We start from the raw sequence: 25915 nt of genomic DNA, 5'->3' as shown, positions 1-25915 counted from the left end.
CTTTGAACTATTAAATAGTCATAAGGTGATTGAGAATTTTGCTTTCGCGAAAGCGTAATAATGACCAACTTTATCACAAAACAAAAACCCATCAATAACGATGGGTTTCTTATTTAATTACGCTAGCTGTGTTTACTCTATGCGAATTTTATGACTGCTCACGCTGTCATCCTGCATCACAACGCTAACAATATAATTACCAGTACTCAAACCGCTGTAATTGAACTGTTGCTGTAGTTGTTGATTATCAGCTTCCCATTGGGCAACCTGCTGTCCCAACATATTGGTCAATCGCACTTGATTGATACCTAAGCCCGTGTTGTTTTTTACAACAATATGTGATTGACTTGCCGGCTTATAAACTTGTAACCCTACGGTTAGATCATCTACATCATCGTTACTTAATGTGCTTTGTTCTTCAAAGACTAGGAAGAAACGATCAGTGTGTTTTCCACCATACAGATAGTCCACCGTAAACTCCTCATCTCTCAGGTTGGAATATACTCCTGTTTTATTATCATAAATATATATGTCTTGATCGACAGGGAAGTTGGATAACTCGTCAATAACAATGCTTATTGGACCAGCGTCGCGCAACTTGATCTGTAAAGGTAAAACGGTATCGTCCTTTAAATCATCTATTCCTTGAATGACGTATTTCTCGTTCTCTACCACCCATGACATATCATCATACTGCTCACCATACATAAGACCATCATAACCACGATCATATCCTGCGGTGGCACTGCTATCTACCGTGAGCAACAGCTGACGGTGAATCTTGTTAGGTGAATTGAAACCTAGACGTATTTTGGCACGTGAGTCACTAGTATCGTGATATTCACTTGCGGTAACTTGACCGCTACCAGGAGCCGCGGTAAATATGCTGTTACCTGAACCTTCAGTCTCAAACTGTCGCTGTGAATTGTTGAAGGTGATGGTGCCATCGCTTGTTCCTGTGACAAAGAAACCTTGTGCTACAGGAATATATCTCTTAGGCACCTTAACAGCCACACCACCAGAATTTACCAATGGATGTGATGTTCCTAGCGTAGCGTTACCTACACCACCAGAAAGATTGTACGTGCTATAACCGCCTTGATATTCCTTGAGTGTGTGGCTATTGCCACCCCAATGTTCCCAGAAATAAACGGTACCATCTAGATCTGGATTATCCTGTAAAAATTGGTGCGCGTCGATAGCACTAGGATATGGATTACCAATCAGGTAATCACTGCCATTGCTTATTGGTAAAGTAATATCACCATTATTAGGCGTACCAACAAAAGTGTAGTTTTGTTCACCACCACTAGCAAAGGTACCTTTCATGGTCCAGCCTTCACCAGTAAGATTGTCCATGGATGGTGGCATATACAACCAGTTTGAATACGTACCACTCGCAAAGTTGCTATACTTGTACAACCATCTACCAGATATGGTAGCAGCACTGGTCGCTGTCGCTGGTGCTCCATTATTTACACTAGAATTGGTGTAGTTAAGAGGTTTTATATTATTGACGTCTGTGCCGTCTCTCAGCACGTCTTCCAGACTAAAGCCAGAGTTGGCTCCAGTAGATGATTTACTTACTGGCGATGACCAGAAATTGTAATTAAATCCATCAGATGTTCCTTGTTGATCGCGTTCAATCTTTCCTAATGCTGTGGCGATCAAATCACTGTTTGTTGTTTGTACGAGTTGTGATTCTCCTTCTAGATCGATAGTCCCGTTGAGGATTAAATGATGCGTCACTGTTAAACCGTGGTCGTTCTTAACGCTCAATTCACCTCCTAAGACCTCAAGGCCTAATAAGGTCACATCTTCATTTGTCAGTGATATATCCTGTGCTGTGCGTACTATGTTCCAGTCTATTTTCTCCGTTCTACCATTGATAACTCGTGTGAATCCTGGGAAATACCCTTCAGTTCCATTCATCCAGTTGCTAGGATCATCCCATTGTCCATCACCTATCGCGATGTAAGGCAACGGTGCCGATTGCACCTGTATCTCAAAATTCTCAGGACTCTTCAAGCTACCTCTATGTCCATTTCCTGAAGCATCATTAAGATGCGTTCCTATATAGGTATTCATATTGAAGTAAGCAGCAAGATTTGTTTCTTGGAGTCCGGATAAATCATTCTTAGTTACAGAAGTAGGAATAATTGTCCCTTTGATACCCGTACCATCTTTAAGTATCTCTTGGTTCATCATAAATCGTAATTGATCTACCGTGATTGCAGTATCAAACATTCTGATTTCTTCTAACCTACCTTTAAAATAGTTATTCAAATTATTCTTTGATATATACCTAGCACCAATACAAAACTTATTATCATTATCGACCATAGCCGCCATTGATTTAGATGTATCCAGAATTCCATCGATATACAATCTTCCTTCACCACCTTCATAGACAAATGCTACATAAGTCCATGCATTATTATTGATGCGAGTGTTTGATCTAATTGAAACACCATCTCTAAAGTTCACTTGAAGCTCATTTGAATCTCTTATCAAGAAATGATAACCTTCATTGACCCCAGCTCTTTTTGATACGATAGTTTTTGAATTATTACTACTGTTGGATCCTGTAGTGTAGACCCAAGCCGATATGCTGAAGTCTCCTGTCATATCTAGTTCATCATCCATCGCAACATAATCATTAGTCCCGTCAAAGTTTACATGTCGTGGCGTGATTACTTCATGAGCAACTCCAAATTTCACATACTTCTCACCGTCAAAATCATAATTACATTCCTGGCGGTCACCTACTGTTTTTAGGAATATGGTTTCCACATTGGTAATAAATGCTGCATCGTCTGCTACAATCATCACGTATGCATCATTGCCTGTGATGACAGGTAATGAGGTCAAACCACTAGTTTCAACAGATAGCTTTACTTCTGGAATGTCATTTCCTACTAATGAAATCTCTTTAAATTTCCATGTGCGCTCTGTGACATCTGTAAAGGTTGTCACGACGCTAGGACCCAAATTCACAACTAACGGTGTAGGCAGTGCTACTAATGTTGATGGTGTGCTACCCCACATTAAGAAATCTCCATCAGATTGAAATGCATTGGTGTTTTGAGCATTTGTCGCAGCAATATCTCCTAGACCTACGGTAATGAATGTATTAGGGTCAACACTTTTTGCTTGTTTTTGATGCAATAAAGAACAATCGTCACGACCTATACCAGTCACATTGTAAGTAAATCCTGGGTGTAAAGCCCCATTCCATAAAGCATTACCTGCACTATCAAAGTACGCTCCTGGAACATGCGGTAATGCAATTTCATCCACAGGGAACAAGCCTAGTGTAATACCAAATTTGACGGCTAAATAAGATTCTAGTCTCGCACGATCTGCATCACTTTTTCTTTCAGAAAAACTCATAACCTCCATGATGTCTCCTGTAAAAGATGTTCCCCAAAATTCTGATCTTCCCAACCAATATCTACTATCGAGAATATCTTTGAAAGTCTCGATATTTTGCTCGTCTGAAAGACTTGCACTTAGCGTAACTCCTAAATCAATACCATCTAGATAAAGATCCATTCCAGAACCGTCTGCTTTTACACGAGCATTAAATAGAACTGGTCGTGTATAAGATAGTGTAGGATGTATAATGGCCTTACCATAACTTGTTTGTGCTCCTTGATTGTAAGCTGCGATATCTGGCAACGCACCGTATCGTGCGCTAGTATTATTAATCGAGATTCCCGTAACGTCCTGGCTACCTATATCCGTCTCATAATCGTCACCATGAAAAACATCCTCAGTTGGTCTTGATGCAGTAATTCCTAGTGCTGGATTAATGACCATATAGATGTCTTGACTATAAAAACCAGACTTTCCATACATCGCGTTTGTACCATCAAATGAAACCACTGGATTGAAATTCACATTATCAGTTGGGTTATCATAATAGGTTGGCCTTTCAGCACCTTTAGAAGTCGCACTTGTCCATTCACTACTAATATTAGCAGCAGGGTCCAAGGATGAAATGTTTGTCCACTGATCTACTTTGTCACCATCGCTGTAACTAGCTAATGTTCTACCGTTGAGCCATAGCTCCAAATTTTGACCTATACCCAAGCCACAATCAGAATAATTTTTTACTTTGATATCGTCCCCAATAATTTTAAAATTATCTATGGCAAGACCCTTAGCTATATTTGATAAATAACCGTCACTTTCAAAATAAAATCTAAACTGAGTTTGGGAATTATCGTTGAAAGCTTGTGCTGGCAAATCAATTGAAGAAAAAACCCATGCACCTGTATCGGTAGTCCATCCGCCTTCTTCTATAGGGTCCCCAAATTCATCATACCCATCTAATACACCATTTGCTAGACTAGGATACCAATTTACCGCTAACTCATCAGTGTGATCACCCAAAACCCTCCAAGTAGTGCCACCATCAATAGAGTATTCTATCTTAAAACCTTCAGCTCCAGTTCCTGGATAGGTATCTAACCACCATTCAAAAGACATGGACAATTTATCTTTTCCCGTGAGATTAATAATAGGTGAATACAAATAAGAAGACATGTAACTTCTATAAGTACGATTGGAGTTATAGTCTCTACGTAAATGGTAAAAACTACCCTCAGCTCCGGGATAAGCAGCATCTGCTCCTCTCATCCATGCGTTAGTTTTATTTACAATATAACCGCCACTTATATAGGACGATTGTTGATACCAACCTGCGTTATCACCAACGTCATCACTAAAATTCGCGTTGAAAATTTCCACGCGCTGGGCATGACTGATAGCTCCAATTAATAGAATGGAAGAAAGTAAAATAAATCGATAGTAGAGTAAAGATTTAGACATGTCATATCGTTTAGGGGTAACATAACAAGGATAACAGGCTTCTAAATAATTACAAACTGATTTGTAACCAAATATTATCAAATTAAATACAAGTAGTATAACCAACTCAAAAACAGTGTCTTATGCATGCATAATATAATTTTGAATGCTTACAACTAGTGCATTTAATCGATTTTCAGAACATTTGATAAATAAAATAATCGATTAAAAGTCTTGTTTTGACGTTATTTTTAACATTAAAAGAGCTGAAAACGTCGTTTAAACGGATTTAATAAAATTTTATCGATGTAATACACTTTGGTAAAGGTTCTTCTTCTATGAAGATTTTGCGCCGTTTTTCAATCGTATCCAATAGCCTTTAAATTTGAAATGTTCTTGACCGTGATAGGATAGCATCTCGTGTATAAAAGTCTGAGCGTTACTAGATGGATCACGTTGTAGATCATTAATTTTTAATTGTACCGATTTCGCGAAAGCAGTATCCTCATAAAGTGTATTCAAATTAAAAGAAGAATATTGCTGATAAAGATTCCATCTAGTTCCATCACGGTAAAGACTCACCGCAGCAGTTGCAAATTGATCAAGATCATCCACCACGACTCCAGGCATAAAATTCTCAACATACATCGACTCTGCAGCGATGGGCGTCATTACCGTAGGCAAACCATTAAGTAGTGCGTCGTACAGTTTACCTTTAAGACCAGCACCAAAACGCAACGGCGCCAGCATCACTCGATGAGTGCTCAAAACTTTATGAATATCTGGTGTCTGTGCTCTAATATGAAAATGGTCATCTGGATGGTGCATAGCCATAGCCTCGGCGGTTGGGTTGGCTCCATAAATGTATAGATGAACATTAGGGTCTAATTTCCTTATCGCGGGCCAGATATAGTATTTGAGTTGACGCACAGCATCCATATTGGGAGCATGTTTGAAGTTACCGATAGCACAATAATCCCTACGATCATTGAAGCCTACCAATTTTTCACTAGCATCATCGATGGTCTCTTTCTTACACAAAAAAGGAACGTGCAATAGTAAATGAGATGGCACTTCATAAAAATCATGCAACAATTTCATCTCGTACCTTGATATTATCAAAGTAAGTTGACAGCGCATGATACTACTAATCTCACGTAGAGCAATCGTATCCGTCAGAGCTACGTTGATATCGACACCGTGTATTAATTCTTGCTCGCGAGCATGTCTTAAGCAATGTAAATCCTCTGTATCCAGGATCTGGATGATTTTATGGTCGTACTCACGTACTTTCCAGCCGTATTGCTCCTCAATGAGATACCTATCATACATTACCAATTGAGGATTAAACCCAGCAAGTACTTGATCGAGACTGTCATCAGTCAATGAAATACGTCGTGGCTTTATTTTGAGTGCTGCTAGATAGTTTTCATGTCGTTCCAACAATCGCGCTGCACAGCAAAAAACTACCTCATGCCCCATTTCTTGAAACATGTTCAACAACTGCATCATCCTATAACCGGCTGCGGTGCGTTGTGGCTCTGGCCATGTGAATCCTATGACTAGTAATTTGCTCATGTGTCAAAAATAGTCAAGCTAGCTGTAAACAATGAGTTTGTATAAGTCGGCGTTGTTTGATTGTATAAAGAGCGCAATAATATTTACTTTAGCATTCTTAAATTCTCGACAGTTTACATGGGTAAAATTATTGCAATAGCAAACCAAAAAGGTGGTGTAGGAAAGACAACAACTGCCGTCAATCTCGCTGCATCATTAGGTGTCCTTGAAAAATCGGTACTGCTCATTGATGCAGATCCACAGGCAAATGCCTCAAGTGGTCTAGGCATTGACGTTGATCAGGTAGAGCAAGGAACTTACCAATTGCTAGAGCATACCGTCTCAGCTGCAGATCTCATTGTAAAAACCCAATCACCCAATCTTGACATCATACCAGCACATATTGATCTGGTAGCGATTGAGATTGAGTTAGTGGACGTCGAGCAACGTGAATATATGATGCGCAAGGCGCTTGCACCTATCAAGGATCAATATGACTATCTTATTATTGACTGCGCACCATCATTGGGACTACTTACCTTGAATGCGCTCACGGCTAGTGATAGTGTCCTAATCCCAATACAATGTGAGTATTTTGCGCTCGAAGGTTTGGGCAAACTGCTCAATACCATTAAAAGCGTGCAAAACATCCATAACGACGATCTAGATATTGAAGGCTTGCTGCTTACCATGTATGACAGTAGGTTGCGCCTATCAAATCAGGTGGTTGAAGAAGTGAATCAACATTTTAAAGGGCTTACCTTTAATACAATCATTCAGCGTAATGTGCGTTTGAGTGAAGCGCCATCTTATGGTGAGAGCATTATCAATTATGATGCATCCAGTAAAGGATCAGAAAATTATCTGAGCCTTGCCAATGAATTAATCCAAAAAAACGCTCAATCACATGGCCAAAGCAACTAAAAAACAAGCCCTAGGCCGCGGTTTATCGGCTCTTTTAAAAGATCCAACCAACGATATCAATAGCGTTAAAGACAAGAATGCCGATAAGATTGTAGGCAATGTTGTGGATTTACCGCTGGATGATATTGAGATGAATCCTTTCCAGCCTAGAACTAGTTTTAACGAGGAGCAGCTACGTGAACTTGCCTCTTCTATAAAAGAATTAGGCGTGATACAACCTATCACGGTGCGCAAGAAAGGTTTTGGCAAGTTTGAACTGGTCTCAGGTGAGCGTCGATGCCGTGCATCAAAATTATTGGGGCTCAGGACCATTCCTGCTTATGTGCGTATTGCTAACGATCAGGAATCGTTGGAAATGGCCTTGGTTGAGAACATACAGCGTCAAGATTTAGATCCTATTGAAATTGCTTTATCATACCAGCGATTGATTGAAGAAATTGATCTGACTCAAGAACAAATGAGTGATCGTGTGGGCAAGAGCCGTAGCGCGATTGCCAACTATTTGCGCCTATTAAAATTAGACCCGATCATACAGACTGGTATGCGCGACAACTTCATTAGTATGGGGCATGGTCGCGCACTCATAAGCGTTGAGAGTCTTGAGGATCAATTGGATATCTATCAAAAAATATTGTCAGACAACTTATCAGTACGTGATACTGAGGCATTGGTAAAGGGTTTGAAGGGTGGTCAGCTTTCGCGAAAGCAGAACAAAACTAAAAGCCTTCCTGCACATGTTGAGAAGTCCATTAGCTATCTAAGTGATGCCTTAAATACAAAGGTTACGGCAACTACGACCAAGTCTGGAAAAGGAAAATTGACGATAGCTTTCACCTCAAAGGATGATCTGGAACGCATCACAAAAATTATCAATGGCTAGGATTCTCATCATCTTATTAATGCTGGTTTCTGGATGGGCTGTCGCACAGACACAACAACCTAAGGACACTATTATTGTAGATGCAAAAACCGATGATCTCATCATCGCTGCCGATGCTGTTCAAGAGGCCTATGATGCCAATCGTCCATCACGAGCGGCTTTTTATAGTGCCGTGATTCCAGGATTAGGGCAGGCATACAACAAGAAGTATTGGAAAATTCCTATCGCGTATGCAGCATTAGGTGGTGCCGTTTATGCTTATATACTTAACGATGAAGAATATGACGGACTGCGAGAAGCATTCCAAATAAGATTACAAGGAGGTACCAATGATGAATTTTCTAGAGAAGATGGAACACCTATCATCAGTACTGATGGTCTGGAGCGCGCACAACGCACCTCACAACGCAATAAAGAATTGAGTTTGCTCATCGCGGCTGCGATCTATGCAGTTCAAATTATTGATGCCAATGTTGATGGACACCTGAGTCAATTTAATGTAGATCGCGATTTGAGCTTTAAGCCGTATATGGACTACAATCAATCTGCCGTAGGCACGAGCTATGGCTTTTCTCTCTCATATAATTTCTAAATGAAAATTGCTTTACTAGGTTATGGTAAAATGGGCAAGGTTATCGATGCTATCGCCCAATCACGAGGTCATGAAATCGTCGCCCGCATAGGCAGGAACGATGATATTAATCAAGTATCAAAGGCTCATGTCGTCATAGAGTTCTCTACACCGGATAGTGTTCTCAATAACATCAATACCTGTATCGATCTAGGTGTACCTATAGTATGTGGTACCACCGGTTGGAATGATGAATTGAGTAATGTAAGTTATCATGTACAGGAGAAAAAATGCGGTCTTGTGTATGCGTCAAATTTTAGTCTAGGTGTGAATTTGTTTTTTGAGCTTAACAAAAAGCTAGCTAGAATGATGCAAAAGTTTGATCAGTATCAAGTGAGCATGCAAGAAATACATCACACACAAAAACTAGATGCGCCCAGCGGTACTGCCATCACGCTGGCAGAAGGTATCATATCAAATACCAATGTACAATCATGGGAATTAGGTAGTGAACCACAGGATCATATATTACCTATAGAAGCCTTGAGAGAAGAAGATGTCAAGGGAACACATATCATCAATTATGATAGTGAGGTGGATCAAATCCAAATTAAACATACGGCGCATAGTCGCAATGGTTTTGCATTAGGAGCCGTCATTGCTGCAGAATGGCTCATGGATAAAAAAGGAGTATTCACCATGAAAGATGTGCTAGGATTGTAACGCCGATGTGTTATATGACACTTATGAAACAATTAAAAAGAAAGTAAAAGAATGAGTTGGACAGCCTGGCTAATAGTATTTATAATCATCCAAATAGTTCACGGTCTAGGAACGTGGAAAATTTACAAGGCGGCTGGTCGTCAGGCATGGGAAGCCTTTGCCCCTATCTACAATGCTGTTATTCTCATGAAGATTATTAATCGACCTATCTGGTGGACGATATTACTGTTCCTGCCAGTAGTGAATTTAATCATGTTCATTGTGGTTTGGGTAGAGATCCTGCGCAGCTTTAGATACAATAGATTAATAGATACCATTCTAGGTGTGGTAACACTAGGATTTTACATCTATTACATAAATTACACACAGCCACTTAATTATAAAGAAGATCGATCGCTAACGCCAGAATCTACAGCTGGTGAATGGACGAGTAGCATCTTGTTTGCGGTTGTTGCCGCAACCATAGTGCATACCTATGTGATGCAGCCATTTATTATACCTACACCATCATTGGAGAAAACCTTGATGACAGGCGACTTTTTGTTTGTATCAAAATTTCATTACGGCCCTAGATTTCCTATGACAACCGTGGCAGCACCTATGGTTCACGATACTATTCCTGTAATGGGTGTCAAGAGTTATCTCGCACGACCACAACTACCGTATTTAAGACTACCAGGTTTTACTGATGTTGAGCGCAATGATATAGTGGTTTTTAATTATCCTACTGATACCATCAATTCGTTTCCTTACAATGATGGAGAATACCACTACAAGCCTATCGATAAAAAGTCCAACTATGTAAAACGTTGCGTTGGGATTCCAGGCGATACACTATCGATTATTGATGGTAAAGTTCACATCAATGGCAAGCCGCTAGAATTACCCGATCGGGCCAAGATTCAATATTCCTATGTAGCAGAAATGAGCGGTGGCCAGTTCTCTAGAGATGAATTAATCGAGGAATATGACATTACTGATGAGGTCCAGCAAGGAAAAGATCCTCAAACAGGTGAGCCTGCCATATACTTCAGTGCGGCATCTCAAGAGGCACTTTCTAAGCTAGAACAAAACGGACGCATCAAACAAGCGACCCGATTTGACTATGACGAGAATATCACACGTGGTGGATTAAGACTGGGCAAATATTTCCCATACACTGGTCTTGAGATGAACGGATACGACAATATGAGTCCATTCCTTATTCCTGCTGCTGGAATGACGGTAGATATTACAGCGCGCAATATCGCGTACTTCCGTAGGATTATTGAGGTTTATGAGGGATCAGAGATGGACACATTTAATAGAGTCGATCTACAAGGAAACGATGTCCTACTCAACGGTAAACCACTCACCAGCTATACCTTCAAACAAAACTACTATTGGTTGATGGGTGACAACCGCCATAATAGTGAGGACAGCCGTGTATGGGGTTATGTGCCAGAAACTCACGTGGTAGGAAAACCGGTTTTTGTATGGATGAGCGTCAACCAGAACAGATCGTTCCCAGATTCTATACGATGGGAAAGATTATTCACGACCGTTAATGGTAGCGGTACACCACAGTCATATCTAGTCTACTTTCTTGTTGTCTTGATCGCATATTTTGTAGGGATGAAAATCTACAAACGACGTAAGGCAAAAAAGAAGTAATGAATACCATCGTACATCCTGGATATTTTATGGATGTGCTTACATGGAGCAAACTCATACGCAGCGATACCATCACCTTAGACCTAGGAGATAGCTATGTCAAGCAAACCTATCGCAATCGATGCTACATCGCTGCTGCTAACGGTCAACTGGCGCTTAATATTCCCATAGTTCATCAAGGGAAAAAGGAGTCTGTGTCATATGCTGATATTGATATAGATCAATCGCAGCCGTGGAAATCACAGCATTTGAAAAGTATTGCTAGCGCATACAAGAGCAGTCCTTATTTTGAATATTATCAGGATGACTTGATCAAGCTTTATGATCAAGAAATAAATTCTTTACAGCAATGGAATCTTGCCTGTGTGCATTGGGTGGCTAAGCAACTTCATATGGACCAGCCTATTGTTCAAAACCCAATTTATCAATTTGATAGTCAAGCAACTTATTTGATTACTGCCAAAAAACAGTACCTGGAAAAACTACCACCTTACATCCAGGTTTTTCAAGAAAAGCATGGGTTTGTACAGCATTTGAGCATACTAGATTTGCTTTTCAATTTAGGAGCTGCTAGCCGTGTGTATTTATTAAAACTATCGCTCAAAGCAACTGGGCATGCATAGCACCTATGACAGGTTCAAGGCTTTTGCACAAACCGCCAGTCTATGGACTGGAAAACTTGCTGGCGTGCAGCAGTTTCAATTATCACAATTGAATTTCAAGCACTTACAGGAATCTGAAGAGTCGCTAGAACTTCCTAGAATTCCTATGGGAACCGTGCTAGGAAAACGTGCGGAATACTTCTTTAAATTCTGCATAGAGCAAAGCGCTAACTATGAATTGCTGGCGGCAAACACCCAAATCTTCAAGAATAAGACTACCATAGGCGAGCTGGATTATATAATCAGAGAAGAGGCGACACAGCAGGTGCTGCATGTTGAGTTGGTCTATAAATTTTACATCGTTGAAGATGGGCATCAACGTACGTCAAAGTTCCTAAGTGCCGACCAGAATTTGCATCTTTCTAGATACATAGGACCTAACAGGCGTGATTCATTCATCAAGAAGTTTGACCACTTGCAATCCCGTCAATTACCACTACTCTACAAGCCAGAGACTGCGACTTTTCTTGAGGAGCAGCAAATCGATGTTGGTGCCGTCCAGCAGCAGGTGTGCTTTCTCGCACACGTTTTTATTCCTAGACAAAACTGGCAAGATGACTCTAAATACATCAACAAACGGTGTATTGTTGGTTACTATATGGATGAGTTAGCTTTCGCGAAAGCTGAAACTTCAAACACCTACTACCTACCAGAAAAGCATGCGTGGAAGATGCAACCGCATGAACTAGAAAGCAGTTACACACACGCCCAAAGTTTACCCATAGCGATAGATAGCCTACAACGCGGGTTTGCTCCTTTGATCTGGATGCAACTGGCAGATGGAACTTTTGAGCGATTCTTTATCGTTGCGAGCCGCTAGCCTTTAAGGATTTGACAACAGGTTTTAACGTGAATTTGCTATAAACAGGCATGATTGCACGGTATCTTTAAAATAAAACAAGTATCATGGAACGCAAATTTGAAAGAAAAGATAAAGAGGCACCCTTAGGAAAATTGGGCGATCGCTCAAAGCCGAAGGATTTTGACTTAGGAACCGACAGCATTAATAAAAAAAATAAAGAAAAAGACAAGAAATGAATTATTTGAATTTTAATACCGAGAAAGCACAGGATACCAGCAAGGAATTGAATGTGTTACTCGCAGATTACCACATGTATTACCAAAAATTGAGAAATTATCACTGGAACGTGGTAGGTAGATCATTTTTTGACCTGCATGTTAAATTTGAAGAAATGTATGATGATGCTGTATTAAAAATCGATGAGATTGCAGAGCGCATATTGACATTGCGTTATCAACCAACTAGTAATTATAGTGATTACATCAAGATGAGTAACATCAAGGAAAGTAAGTCAGAGCTTGATGACACGGCGATGGTCACCAATTTATTGGAGGATCATGGCACACTACTCAAGCAAATGAGCAAAGTAGTTGAGGTTGCTGGAAAATGTGACGATGAAGGTACTATTGACTTAATTGGTGCTTACATAAGAGAACTTGAGACGACTAGTTGGATGCTAGACGCCTGGAGAATGAAAACCAGCGACACGCATAAGGCGATCTAGAATTAATTTTAATATTGAAGCCGCAACCAAAAGTTGCGGCTTTTTTGTTTACCCGATTTATGAGATACGTGTTTGCATTTTTCTTTTTAGCTTGTTTACTAGGCTGCATGGATCCTGGTAACTTAAAGCTGATCGACAATGTACCAACTTCGCTCGATGAGATTAGTGGATTACAACTAGTAAAATTAGAAGGCTTTGACAAACCTTTTCTTGCCGCAATCAATGATTCTGGTAATAGCGCTAGCCTTTACTTATACCAGGATAATTCAAGGATTCATTCAATAACTATACAAGGCGTCAAGAATAAAGATTGGGAAGATGTGACCGTTATTAAAGATGGATCAGGTCATGCCACTGATATCATTATTGCTGATATAGGCGATAACAGCCAGTCACGAGATGACATACAGCTCATCAAAGTACCATTACCTAAAGATGGTATAATGCCAGAATCTATAAGTGGAACTACCTATAATATGACTTATAAAAACGGTAAAAGCCGCAATGCAGAAGCTGTAATCTATCGCAATGATTCCGTTTTTGTATTTTCAAAAGAATCAGAAAAAGGTTATGATTTCTTCAGTAAAGTGTTTGCAGCTAGATTGGGCGATAAGGAATTAAAAAAGCAATATGAAATAGGCATTGAAAATCTGCCAAACAAACAAAAGGTCACCGCGGCAGATATCAACGATGTTGGGCAAGTCGCATTGCTATCACGTAGATATGTATTTACATATCCATTTAATCAACTTAAAAAATCTTTAGTTGTACCTAAAGTTTATGATCTAAAGCATAGCTCACAAAAAGAGGGCTTGACGTATATAAACGACAGTACTCTTTATCTAGCTGATGAATTGAAGAAAGGTACCGGTGGCAATATGTACCAGTTTACTTTGCGCGATTCTTTTTTAAAGCTCGCCACAAAGAAATAGCTCCAAAGATTTCTATCACGATTCCAAAGCCTATCATTCCAGTAGCACCAAGGATTTCAAAAAAATACATAATAATACCTAAAAGCACGATGACGCTTCCTAGGGCGATGAGAATTATACTACCTCTAACATTGAATTGCATGTCTGAGTTACATTAATTTCTAAAAATTGAATCCTACTTGAAAACTAAAACGCAGGCCGTCATCACCCGTAAATAAATTGAAGGTCGCCCCAATAGCCTCGGCACTGTTGATGAATATACCACCACCATAATCGTTATTCCAGCGCTTGCTACGTTGTCCATCCAACCACACACGGCCTACATCACCACCTAGGAAAACTCCCATTTGTAACGGTATAAGACCTGTCTTGAATTGGTCAAAGCTATATCGTACATCTGCACTGGTAGCAAAGGCACTTTCTCCAGAGAATCTTTGAGTTCTATATCCACGTAAACCAGTATTCTGACCCAGTTGAGCACTCTGGTAGAATTCAAAATCGTCACCAACTATGACGTGAGCTTGCGCAAGTGTCTTCAACACTAGTTTGCGATCCCGAGTAAGCGCATTGTGAAAACCCAGCTGCGGCTTGATATAATAAAACACATCATCAAAATCTTGAACGTCTGCGGTTATACCATTGTCAAAAACAAATTTCATCCCACGAGTCGGGTTGATAGGGTTATCGTATGATGAATATCTATAGGTGATATTTACATCACTAAACCAGCTGCGCTCAAAGAATTCCTCTTCATTTTCCATCGCTGGAAAATCTGCAATAAATCTATCTGCATCTCGCTCAACTTCGATTCCTTGAATGGTTGTGCCTACTTGTAAAATTGAACCGTATTCACCACGGTAAACGCCACCTAACCCACCTTCTATCCTACTCAATCGCACACGATTAAAGTCAAAACCTAAATCATCATCAAAATTGGGCGTCTCATTACCAAAACCAAAGAAGTTTACTGCAAATGTAGGCCCAGTATAACGACCCTTAACTAGCAGATTAAAGCCTCTAAAAACTCCTGCAAACTCACCTTCATAAGCTATTTGATAACCGTCTGTGGCAAAATAGTAACCAGCCGTCAGCTTGTGTACCCGTGTGTTTGGGTTTCTATTAAATCCATTTACTGTATACACATTTTGCAATCCAACACGTATTCCATCATCAGGATTAAAGCCTATGGCAGGTGTAAGCACATTATTGGACTGTATATTCTTACGAGGATTGTATAGATTGACGTCATAATTATCAGACTTTCTCAAACGAGCGCCAGCTAGTTCCTCAAAAGTATTGTCCTTAGTTTTATGATCATATACCGAAATTGCCTTACCGGTTTCCAACTTATAAATATCATTGTTCTGTCCTCCAATTATGCGCACCTTAATAGGATTGCGAGCGTTACCCGTCGTTTTAATAATATCGTCGTCGTCAAGAGCATAGACCCAAATTTCATCGGTATATTTCTTATCATATACACGCTCTCTAACTAGATCTGCAATCTCGCCATCTTTATTGCGGTATATAGAAACTTTAGTCTTGCCTGCTTCTATCCTATCAACGATTACATAATCATCTTTATCTGTCCCAGTAATGATAGCTAGTCGAGCAAGAACGTCATAGTATCTACTTGCTATATCAACAAGGTTATCGCGGCGAGCTTTCATACTCTCTATAATGATCTTTGTGCTTTTATGCGGATATATGGCTGGTGGCAGTTCTTTAAATGCGATGTCAATTTCTTCATCACTTAGATTATCCTGAATATAACGAGCTTGTGCCAGCCAAGTTTCTCTCGTTGCTTCTTGACCTAGACTGCGGTCCAAATAAGTCGCAGCCGTATTAAACCACTTGACATTATCCAGATCGTCGCCATACGTTGCAAACTGATTTGTAATTCCTACCAGCGTGCGTAAAGTCGCGAACACCGCACCATCAAAATTTGAAAAGACTTGATCGCGATCTCTAGGAATAGGTTTAAAAATTGTCGTTCCATCTTCATTATCAAATTCCGACCAGCGCCATTGATCTTGATGACGGTCCCAATCACCAATTAACATGTCAAACATCCTAGCGCGGACATATGCATCCTGATCGATACTATATTTTTCATCACGACGCAGTTTTTCAATCACATCGGCCGTGCTTTCAATATTATCTGGTTTACCAAAGCTCTCCAATTCCTTGTGATTCTCTTCTGGTCTCTCAACCAGCATATAGAGCTCATCGCCATATTCTGTATTGTAATTTCCTAATGCATCTTGTTTAGGCACGTAATATATTTCAGGATTGGTATGGTAAACACCTACAGCATCAGCTAATGTGGGAATGACCAGTGCTCCATATGGATGTGCTGCTGTGTAAAAATCAAAAAGTAAATCCTCGGCAGTGGTGTCATCAAAACCATCGGCAACGTTTTTGTCTTTGAATACCGTGGTTTGTAAAAATTGTACGGCACTTTTTTTGAGAGCCCTTAAATTATATTCTTTACCATCTTTATCGACGAGTCTCAAGCTACGTGTCTGGTGTCCACCACCTGGTCTAACCACACTCAAGCCTCCTTTTAATGTATCAAGCAATGCCACATGTGCATTAATATCAGTATTGTACAGTTCACGATACTTCTCACCCCAGAAACCTTCATAAAACTTAGACTTATCGGTGCGATCATCGTTGTATATGTTAGCTTTCGCGAAAGCGGGAATACTATCAGGCAAGCTACTCATATCAAACACTGGTGGCGCATCAATGGCATTTTTACTATAAAGGCTTTTGTAGGTACCGTTCTCAAAACCGTAATAGGTAACGGTAGAACTGCCATCCTTGAGAACATCCATTTTTGCAAAGCCCTTTCCACCGTATGCAAATAGCCCATCGTCACTAAGAGCTACATAGCTTTTCTTTGCTCCAGATCCAGATACTATTTGTCTAACTCCTTCATTTACAATATACTGCAAGGTATGTTCATGACCGCTGGCTAGCATCACACGTGGTGCACCTGATGCTACAATAAGCGATGTCATACGATCTGCATAGCTCTGGTATCGCTTGTTTTGCTTGTCTTGTGCACTCACGCCACCACTAGTACGTATAAGGCTGGTAAGTGATCCCAATACAGGAATAGGTATGTTGTTTTGTGTAGGATAAAGGTGCTTAATGGCAGCATATTGACCGCCGTGGATACCATTAGTAAATATTGGGTGGTGCGTTGTGATGAGTATAGTCTTACCCTGGTTTTTCTTGAGTTCACTTTCTATTTCAAGGAAAAACTGCTCTCTAGTTTTAATTTGATCACAGTTGTCATTGATAGTAGGAATTTCATCCCATTTGGCCAGATACCATTGACTATCAACGATAATCAATTGAATGTCTTTTGAAATCTCACGGCTATCAATGGGACAGCCTACTTTGGGACTCCAGACGTCTTTGTTATCTAGAGCTTCTTCTATATATTTTTTTTCTCGCTCTACATTGTCTAGGTTCTCGTCGTAATAATCATGATTACCTGGAATGAAAATGGTTTTCCCTTCAAATTGTTTAGCAACTGCTATCTGAGCATCTAGATGATTTTCGGCAATGGGTCTAAATTCAGTATCCTTTTTGGGCATACCCGTAGGGTAAATATTGTCACCCAAAAAAATTAGGTGGTCATTTTTAGTATCCTTTCCTTTCATGTATGCCTCGAGTGCGAGCAGTCCATCACTCTTACCACCTATGGGAGATTTGCCTACATCGCCTATGAGATAAAATGATTTGACGATATCATCGTCATTGATCGACGGCTTAAAACTTTCTTCACCTTCTTTATATTGAGCTTTGTAGCTAGCACAGCTAGAAATGATAAATACGGCTATCAAAAAAATAAGAGGATTTTTATTCATGTAATAAGAATTCATGGTAAGTTTATGCGATCAATAAATTTCTATGGCCGATATATTTAAAGCGACTGATGATTATGTGCTACATCTTTTTAAGGATGAGCTTGATGAAATCTACGTTTATCACAATTACACACATACTAAAAGAGTTGTTAAAAGTACACAGGAAATCATTGACAACTCTCAATTAGATGTTAAAGAGGAAAAGGCTCTATTGCTGGCAGCATATCTGCACGATACTGGCTATATCAAAGGCGCTGATGGACATGAAGAAGAAAGCGCCAAGATCGCAAAATCCTTCCTAGAATCTCAAAATGTCGAGCCAGATACTATTCAATTAGTACAGCAATTGATACGTGCTACAAAATTTAATAATCAACCTGATGGCAAGCTTGAAGAAATGCTGCGTGATGCAGATGCGTCACACTTTGCCAAGGACTACTATTTTGAGACCAGCGAACTACTCAAACAGGAATTAAAGTTAAGGGGTAAGGATTACTCACGTAAAGAATGGCGCAAGGAAAACATTCAAGTATTTACTGAAAAGCACCGGTACTATTGCGATTATGCGGTTAAGAATTGGAATGTTCTCAAGAATGAGAACTTGATGAAACTGTTCAAAAAACGTAAGAAGAGCAAGCAAAAGATTAAAAAAGAGCAACTAAAGGTTGATTTGAAAAATCAAAGTCCAGAGCGAGCCATACAAACGCTTTTTAGAACCACATTGCGTAATCACATCAAATTAAGTGATATTGCTGATACAAAGGCCAATATTCTATTATCAGTAAATGCGATTATTATATCGCTGGCACTAGCCAACATCATTCCTAAACTTGATGCGGTAAGTAACAGACACTTGTTGTATCCTACATTAATATTAATCTTATTTTCCGTAGCTAGTATTATCCTTTCCATCTTGAGTACAAGACCTAATGTAACGAGTGGCGAGTTTACTGATGAGCAAGTGGAGAAGCGAGAAGTTAATTTATTATTCTTTGGAAATTTTCACAAGGTACCTTTCAAGAGATATGAAAAAGCATTGATGGGATTACTTGACGATAAGGAAGAAGTCTATCAATCCTTGTTGAAAGATTTATGGTTGCTGGGTGTGGTACTTAATAGAAAGTACACGTTACTGCGATGGACATACACTATCTTTATGATAGGTATCATATCATCAGTACTTGCTTTTGTAATTGCCTTTACTACTTATGATTATGAGGCTGTTGCAGGTGTAATTCCTGGATAAGATCTGCATAGGTCATTCGATCTTCACTGGCTTTGAATCCGTAGAGTATATTTATTCTCAGCGCTTTGAGACCTATAACTCCTTGTACATCTTCAAGTTCAAGTCTTTCTATTTTGTCCCCTAAATAATCCTTGTGCTGTAAGAAATTTACATAACGCATGTATTCGCGTTCATTTTCTTTGTTGGTATATATAATTGATATGGTACCTTTTTGGGTAACGCGTTCTTCCGTTCCTTTAATGTGCGCTTTGTCAATACGCTTTTTTATTACCTCGTAGCGAGCGTTGTAGGTTCCATCCACATCAAATCGTTTCTCATCTATGCGATAGCGGATGCTCAAAGTATTGTCAAATACCAATATCATAGACGCTGCGTCTAGTTGTGACGGAAGGTTTTCTTGAATGCGATAGAATTTATCCTCCATCTCAATCATAGTTTGCAATTGCCACAACCTCAAGTTATATAGATATACCGGATTGAATTCTTCATTAGATTGAATGCTCTTACCTACATAAATATTATGCTCAACACCATCGGTCTTGAATCGTTCAAAGAAGTGTGTGTAAATTTTCTGCGCAGCAACTTGACGCTTATCAACATATCTTGACAATGCTTCATTGATGGTTTGCACGGTATTGTCGTAATTATTGCGTTTCTTGTAAATAACACCACTACCAGGATCCAGCTCTTTTTGATAATGAACGACCTTGTTCTTTAAATCTGGCGATAAGGTTTTCAAATGATCCATTATAGGATTGATCTCCTCAGTCAGCAGTTTTATGATGCTACGTTCTGCATTTGCGTCAATCTTGCCGTCAGTCAATTCTTTACGATATTCAAAAACCCTAAAAGAAATTTGATCATATATAGGTAGATCTTCAAACTTCTTAGCCATTTCAAAAATCTCACATACAATCACTAATTGATCACTTAAATCCTCTTTAATAGCGTTGTTTCTCGCATCACTACTACCTACTACATCTATTTGACCATACAGTGGATATACATCTTGAAAACGAATATCTTTAAAGGTCTCATCTTGACCTTCGGATCTCAACTTAAGTATTCTTCTAGCCTCTTTTTCAAACTTCCATTGTACGCTAGGGTGTATCGACGTACATTCCGTTTGAATGATAGCTTTTATTCTATTTTCATATTCATCCTCAGCACGTACAAGGGCTGACTTGATGTATTCTATAACACTGTCTATACGTGTAGCGTTAAAGCTATTAAGTGCATAGGCTATCTCACTACCTATCTCAAGCACACCTAAAAGTTTGCGGTTTTTAGTTACAGGATATAGAATGACGCTTTTAAGATTAGCCTCAAGCAAGTTGTTTGTTAGAAACTTATTTTTTTGTTCATCTGCATACACAACCACATCAGGAATAATAAGTGGCTTTTTCTTTTTTATAATAGCGTTGTAACTATCAGAACATAAGGCATTCTCACAATTTTTCTCATGACTGGTTCCCAACATGTAGCTATGAGAGTCGCTGTAAAGCATACGCTCAAAACTTTTGTCATATTGATCAAAAGACGTGAATCCTACATGTATCTTGTCAAGATTGAACATCTTTTGAAAAATCTTCTCGATCTGTTCTTGCTGGGTGCTTTGAGATTCAGGATTGTTGAGCAATATCGTCTTAAGGTCTGATATTGCGGCATCAACGGTGACATCAGTCAATGAGATGATACCAAATCCTTCAAACCTATAGCTATCTTGTGGGAAACTAGATCTCCATAAATTCTCATCGTCCGGTGCACGCAATAATCCATCAATAGCTTTTTTGTCTAATGATGGTTTATTATTCTTAGGAATTACCTCTACGAAGTCAGCATTGAAAGTAATCCTGTAAGTCCTAATATTACCGTTCTTGTCAGGAATCTCGCAATGGATCAATGTACCTATATCAAGCTTTTGATTATAAATTTTATTGAGAATAATACCGCATGCTAGACGAAATTGATTGAACTGCGAGTTCTCCATGAAATCAAAATCAAAATCTTCACCAGCATCTTTCAACAAATTCTCTAATCGTCTGGTGCAATTAAAAAGCGTTGTGGAAAAAGGTATGGTAGCCGCCTTAATCTCATTATTAGTGAGTGATTCGGGAAAAAGCTCTGCCAAGACAAGATGAATTGAGTCTGCATATTCATGAAGATTATGAGCCTCAATTTCAACAGATAAAAAATCATCTTTTTCAATGGCTTGTAACAATGCAGAGAAATACAGTTTCTTAAATCTGTTTTGGGAATTCTCCACACGATTTCTGTACTGATTGATGAGCTTATCAAAACTCAGTACTGCATCAAAGTTTTTATAATCGTGCTTTTTCTTTGCCATATCTTAATAGATAAAGATACTAATTCTAGAGCCCTAGCGGTTTATACACAGTTCTTTTGTATTTCTTTAACCTTTGAGGATTACTACCTAAAAGCTATTTTTGAATAAAAAATAATGCGCCACATTTTCCTATTCATAGCTGTAGCTTTATTGTTCAATGGATGTAAAGACTACAAGCCAGCAGAGCCTAGAATAACAGGAATAGCTCCAGATGTTTTAAATGGCATGCGTATTTATCTTTTTGAGGTCAACGAGCTCAATGGTCAATTAAAGCGCATTGATACTGCGATCGTCATGAACAACGAGTTTGACTTTGGTGAACTAGATAAAGTCGATTACAATCGTAAGCGATTTTTATCATTAGACGGAAGTTCAGGGTTTGCCATCTTCTTATCAGAAAATGATGCAGTACAAATAGCTTTGAATAAAAGTAATATTGAGGCATCTACCATTCAAGGTGGACCAATCAATCAAAGGTATGAGAGCTATTCAAAAGCCAGAGAAAAGTTCAAAAAAGTATACCTAGACTTAAAGCAATCAGCTCGTACGGCTAGGAATGATTCCGCACGCAGCATTATCGCGTTAGAAAAGCTTGAAAATCGTACTAACGTGTTTACCGATTCATTAATTTCAATTATCCAGGAATCTCCAGACGATCCATTAAACCTTGTGTATTTAAGTGAGATGGCTATCGGCGCACTCATTACACCTAAAGAGTCACGAGAAGTATATAACATGCTATCAGATCGGATGAAGCAACATCCAGATGCCAAAATGCTAGATAGGGATCTAGCGGATTTAGAAACCGTAGCCATAGGCAGCAAAGCTCCTTATTTTGAAGGTCGCAGTCCAGATGGTAGCATCATAAAATTACCTGAAGTCTTAGGCAAGGTCACCTTGGTAGATTTTTGGGCATCCTGGTGTGGCCCTTGTCGCAAGGAAAATCTGAATATTGTCAGCGCTTACAATAAATATCATGATAGCGGATTTAATATCATAGGTGTAAGCCTAGATAAACCTGGCGAAAAAGAGAAATGGGTAGCAGCGATAAAGCAAGATAGTCTCGCATGGAATCATATTTCAAGACTTGCTCACTGGAGCGACCCTATTGCCAAAAAGTATCAGGTAAAAGGCATACCGGCAAGCTTCCTATTAGATGAAAATGGTATCATCATAGGTAAGGATTTGAGAGGTCAGGCACTGCATGAAAAATTATCTAGACTATTAGACTAGATCTTGCCCAGCTTCATCAAGATAAATAAGATGATGATTGGGATGAGTAAGGCCACCACAATTAAAGTTTCTTGAAAAATCAATTGAGGATCATAAATCAAGGTAATGGCATATCCTGTTGCAGCACCACCAAAGTGCGCATCATGACCAATATTCCCAATTCTATTCTTAATTCCATAAATCGTATAGATTAAATACCCTATTCCAAAAATGTAGCCCGGAATAATGCCGTAAATCATCATTTCGGGAAAAAGCAAGATTCCAGCATATATAATTCCAGACACGGCACCACTGGCTCCTATCGCACTGTACTGGTATTCATCTTTATGAAATAGGTAACTCAGTAAATTACCACCTAACATACTCACCAGATAAACAATTAAAAACGGTATTGTCCCTAAGCTTTCTATCACAATCCAAGCAAAAAAGTATAGGGTCAACATATTGAATAACAAATGTTGAATATCTAGATGCAAGAATCCACTAGAAAAAAATCTATACTGTTCACCACGTTGGATACCACCTATATTGAATTTATAATTGTCAAAAAACACAAAATCTTGAAAGCCCTTAAAACTAACTAGACAGGTAACACCAATGATGACAATAGTTACAAGATCAATATTTGAAAACATAGGATAATTCTCTTAGCAGACAAGATACTATATTTGCCAAAACCCAACCCATGCAAGCCTTTGTATTTTATCTTGTTTACCCGTTCATTTGGGTGCTGGCTCGCTTGCCTTTTTGGTTGCTGTATCGCATTAGCGATCTGGTTTTTGTCATTGTTTATTACCTAACAAGATATCGTAAGAAGGTGATCATGAATAATCTAGATATTGCTTTCCCAGAAAAGTCTTATCAGGAGAAAAAAAGGATCGCACGTGAAAGCATGCAGCACTTTTGCGACAATTTTATAGAGATTATTAAATCATTGGGTATAAGCAAGACCCAAGTTGAAAAGCGCTTTACCTGTGATAATGTTGATGTTGTTAACGCTTTCGCGAAAGCGGAACAACCAGTAGTCATCATGCTAGGGCACCAGGCTAGTTATGAATGGACCATCGCTCTGGACGAGGCTCTAGAACACCAATCCTATGCGGTTTACAAACCGATCAAGAATCCTTATTTTGACAAATTAATAAGAGAAGTGAGATCAAAATTTGGCACTACTCTCTTACCTATGAAGAAAGCCTACAACTTGATTAGACAAAGCCAAAAGAGCGTTACTGGACTGTACGCGCTGGTGGCAGATCAAGCACCTAAACCTTATAAAGCACAGTATTTTACACAGTTTTTTGAAAGAACTACTGCGGTACTTAAGGGTGGTGAGCGCATGGCAAAACAATATGGGATGCCAGTTTTCTTCTTGAGAGTAAAGAAACTAAAACGTGGTTTTTATCATGCTACTTTTGAAAAAATCACTGATGATGCTTCAAAAGAAGTCGACTGGATGGTAACCGATTGTTTCTTTGAATTGTTAGAAGACCAAATCAAACGCCAGCCAGAATATTACTTGTGGTCGCACAAGCGTTGGAAAACTTCTCTCAAGGATGCTACGCGTGCTGTTGAGCTATCACCTCGAGTTCCGCAATGAAGCGGTCAGCGAGTTGGTTAGCTTGTTCCTGTGATCTTGCTTCAGTATAGATCCTGATTATAGGCTCTGTGTTTGATTTGCGCAAGTGCACCCATTCATTTTCAAAGTCAATCTTGACACCATCAATAGTAGTCAAATTTTCATTTAAATACTGTTGCTTTACATCTTCAAGAATGGCATCCACGGGCATTCCTGGTGTTAGTTGAACTTTTTTCTTACCCATGAAATAGCTTGGGTAGCTGGCGCGTAATTCACTTACTTTAACTTTCTTCTCAGTAAGTAACGACATGAATAGCGCTATTCCTACCAACGCATCTCGACCATAGTGTGAGTCTGGATAAATGATACCACCGTTACCTTCGCCTCCTATAACCGCATTTACTTCTTTCATTTTTTTAACCACATTCACCTCACCTACAGCCGCAGCCGTATAGGTGCCGCCATGTTTGACGGTAACATCGTGTAAGGCTCTTGAGGATGATAGGTTGCTTACAGTGTTTCCTTTTACACGAGACAAGATAAAATCGGCGCACGCTACCAAGGTATATTCTTCACCAAACATCTCGCCTTCTTCGGTAATAAATGCAAGTCGGTCAACGTCTGGATCGACAGTGATGCCAAAGTCAGCCTCGTGCTCAACAACCGCTTTACATAAATCACCCAAATGTTCCTTGAGCGGTTCTGGATTATGCGGGAAATGTCCGGTAGGATCGCAATACAACTCAATGACCTCAACGCCCAATGCTTTACACAAAGCTGGAACAGCGATACCACCTGTGGAATTAACGCCGTCTACGACTACTTTAAATCCAGCACTTTTAATAGCCTCAACTTCAACTTCTTTGAGGTCAAGAACTTGTTGGATATGTATGTCAATGTAATCATCTCGCTCACTTACGGTTCCTAGATCATCGACTTCTGCATATTCAAAATCTTCTGCAGCAGCTGCATCCAGAATTTTTTGACCTTCTACTCCATCAAGAAACTCACCTTTATTATTCAGTAATTTGAGAGCGTTCCACTGTTTAGGATTATGGCTCGCAGTCAAGATAATGCCACCATCGGCTTTCTCTGCTGGTACGGCTATTTCTACAGTTGGTGTGGTGCTCAAACCTAGATCTACGACATTGCAACCCATTCCTATGAGAGTATTTTGAACTAAGGACTGTATCATAGCACCACTTATACGCGCATCGCGACCTATAACTACGACAGGTGATTTTTTACCTGAAGCTTCTTTAATCCATTTACCATACGCGCTGGCAAATTTGACGGCGTCTAAGGGCGTTAAATTGTCTGATGGCCTGCCGCCTATGGTGCCACGTATTCCTGAAATAGATTTTATGAGTGTCATGCTTAAGAATC

19 protein-coding genes are annotated in these 25915 nt (G+C 39.4%); 13 read left to right on the top strand and 6 right to left on the bottom strand.

The genetic code is table 11. The features are described 5' to 3' along the window. Nucleotides 1-132: 132 nt before the first annotated feature. Together EJ995_RS08490 and EJ995_RS08485 are read right to left on the bottom strand one after the other, a co-directional pair. Nucleotides 133-4836, bottom strand: a complete 4704-nt coding sequence (locus EJ995_RS08490; protein WP_126447549.1) for a LamG-like jellyroll fold domain-containing protein — start codon at nt 4834-4836, stop codon at nt 133-135. A gap of 315 nt (nt 4837-5151) precedes the next feature. Next, a complete protein-coding gene (locus tag EJ995_RS08485) occupies nt 5152-6393 on the bottom strand; it encodes a glycosyltransferase (protein WP_126447547.1) in 1242 nt (413 codons plus the stop codon). A 117-nt stretch (nt 6394-6510) separates the two neighbouring features. Between EJ995_RS08485 and EJ995_RS08480 the strand changes: the two genes are divergently transcribed. The 10 genes from EJ995_RS08480 to EJ995_RS08440 all read left to right on the top strand — a co-directional run bounded on the left by EJ995_RS08480 (nt 6511) and on the right by EJ995_RS08440 (nt 14243). After that, nucleotides 6511-7296 carry a ParA family protein gene (locus tag EJ995_RS08480; protein WP_126447544.1) on the top strand — a complete coding sequence of 262 codons (786 nt, stop codon included), beginning with the start codon at nt 6511-6513 and terminating at the stop codon, nt 7294-7296. After that, nucleotides 7280-8176, top strand: a complete 897-nt coding sequence (locus tag EJ995_RS08475; protein WP_126447542.1) for a ParB/RepB/Spo0J family partition protein — start codon at nt 7280-7282, stop codon at nt 8174-8176. Before EJ995_RS08480 ends, EJ995_RS08475 begins: the two co-directional genes overlap by 17 nt. Beyond that, the gene (locus EJ995_RS08470) at nt 8169-8768 is read left to right on the top strand and encodes a DUF5683 domain-containing protein (protein WP_241234615.1); all 600 of its coding nucleotides are present in this window, start codon (nt 8169-8171) and stop codon (nt 8766-8768) included. The genes EJ995_RS08475 and EJ995_RS08470 overlap by 8 nt, the downstream gene beginning before the upstream one ends. Next, complete coding sequence (gene dapB, locus EJ995_RS08465; RefSeq protein ID WP_126447541.1) at nt 8769-9470, top strand: 4-hydroxy-tetrahydrodipicolinate reductase; 702 nt, start codon at nt 8769-8771, stop codon at nt 9468-9470. Between the two features lie 51 nt (nt 9471-9521). After that, on the top strand, nt 9522-11123 hold the full coding sequence (lepB, locus tag EJ995_RS08460) for a signal peptidase I (protein WP_126447539.1): 1602 nt from the start codon (nt 9522-9524) through the stop codon (nt 11121-11123). Then, nucleotides 11123-11746: a WbqC family protein gene (locus EJ995_RS08455; protein ID WP_126447537.1), complete on the top strand. Its 624-nt coding sequence runs from the start codon at nt 11123-11125 to the stop codon at nt 11744-11746. Before lepB ends, EJ995_RS08455 begins: the two co-directional genes overlap by 1 nt. After that, nucleotides 11739-12605, top strand: coding sequence for a DUF1853 family protein (locus EJ995_RS08450; protein WP_126447535.1), 867 nt, complete (start codon nt 11739-11741; stop codon nt 12603-12605). The genes EJ995_RS08455 and EJ995_RS08450 overlap by 8 nt, the downstream gene beginning before the upstream one ends. 86 nt (nt 12606-12691) lie before the next feature. After that, nucleotides 12692-12823, top strand: coding sequence for a hypothetical protein (locus EJ995_RS13300; protein ID WP_262707146.1), 132 nt, complete (start codon nt 12692-12694; stop codon nt 12821-12823). Further along, nucleotides 12820-13311: a Dps family protein gene (locus EJ995_RS08445; RefSeq protein WP_126447533.1), complete on the top strand. Its 492-nt coding sequence runs from the start codon at nt 12820-12822 to the stop codon at nt 13309-13311. The genes EJ995_RS13300 and EJ995_RS08445 overlap by 4 nt, the downstream gene beginning before the upstream one ends. Nucleotides 13312-13370: 59 nt before the next feature. After that, a complete protein-coding gene (locus EJ995_RS08440) occupies nt 13371-14243 on the top strand; it encodes a hypothetical protein (RefSeq protein WP_126447531.1) in 873 nt (290 codons plus the stop codon). 161 nt (nt 14244-14404) lie between these two features. On the opposite strand, the gene EJ995_RS08435 is transcribed toward EJ995_RS08440, so the two are convergent. Beyond that, nucleotides 14405-18127 carry a metallophosphoesterase gene (locus tag EJ995_RS08435; RefSeq protein WP_126447528.1) on the bottom strand — a complete coding sequence of 1241 codons (3723 nt, stop codon included), beginning with the start codon at nt 18125-18127 and terminating at the stop codon, nt 14405-14407. A gap of 43 nt (nt 18128-18170) precedes the next feature. Between EJ995_RS08435 and EJ995_RS08430 the strand changes: the two genes are divergently transcribed. After that, the gene (locus EJ995_RS08430; protein ID WP_126447526.1) at nt 18171-19373 is read left to right on the top strand and encodes a Pycsar system effector family protein; all 1203 of its coding nucleotides are present in this window, start codon (nt 18171-18173) and stop codon (nt 19371-19373) included. Here EJ995_RS08430 and EJ995_RS08425 read toward each other — a convergent pair. Continuing rightward, on the bottom strand, nt 19330-21720 hold the full coding sequence (locus EJ995_RS08425) for a GAF domain-containing protein (protein WP_126447524.1): 2391 nt from the start codon (nt 21718-21720) through the stop codon (nt 19330-19332). The two genes, EJ995_RS08430 and EJ995_RS08425, sit on opposite strands and share 44 nt — an antisense overlap. A 114-nt stretch (nt 21721-21834) precedes the next feature. Between EJ995_RS08425 and EJ995_RS08420 the strand changes: the two genes are divergently transcribed. Then, nucleotides 21835-22953 (top strand): TlpA disulfide reductase family protein, encoded by a 1119-nt coding sequence (locus EJ995_RS08420; RefSeq protein ID WP_126447522.1) that lies wholly within the window; start codon nt 21835-21837, stop codon nt 22951-22953. Here EJ995_RS08420 and EJ995_RS08415 read toward each other — a convergent pair. Then, nucleotides 22950-23588, bottom strand: coding sequence for a rhomboid family intramembrane serine protease (locus EJ995_RS08415; RefSeq protein ID WP_126447520.1), 639 nt, complete (start codon nt 23586-23588; stop codon nt 22950-22952). The two genes, EJ995_RS08420 and EJ995_RS08415, sit on opposite strands and share 4 nt — an antisense overlap. 50 nt (nt 23589-23638) lie before the next feature. Between EJ995_RS08415 and EJ995_RS08410 the strand changes: the two genes are divergently transcribed. Then, on the top strand, nt 23639-24550 hold the full coding sequence (locus EJ995_RS08410) for a lysophospholipid acyltransferase family protein (protein ID WP_126447518.1): 912 nt from the start codon (nt 23639-23641) through the stop codon (nt 24548-24550). Here the strand turns inward: EJ995_RS08410 and glmM are convergent. Next, on the bottom strand, nt 24510-25904 hold the full coding sequence (gene glmM, locus EJ995_RS08405) for a phosphoglucosamine mutase (protein WP_126447516.1): 1395 nt from the start codon (nt 25902-25904) through the stop codon (nt 24510-24512). The two genes, EJ995_RS08410 and glmM, sit on opposite strands and share 41 nt — an antisense overlap. Nucleotides 25905-25915 lie beyond the last annotated feature (11 nt).

Source organism: Nonlabens ponticola, assembly GCF_003966335.1.
Classification (GTDB): Bacteria; Bacteroidota; Bacteroidia; order Flavobacteriales; family Flavobacteriaceae; genus Nonlabens; species Nonlabens ponticola.
This window is presented reverse-complemented; position numbering and strand designations above follow the sequence as displayed.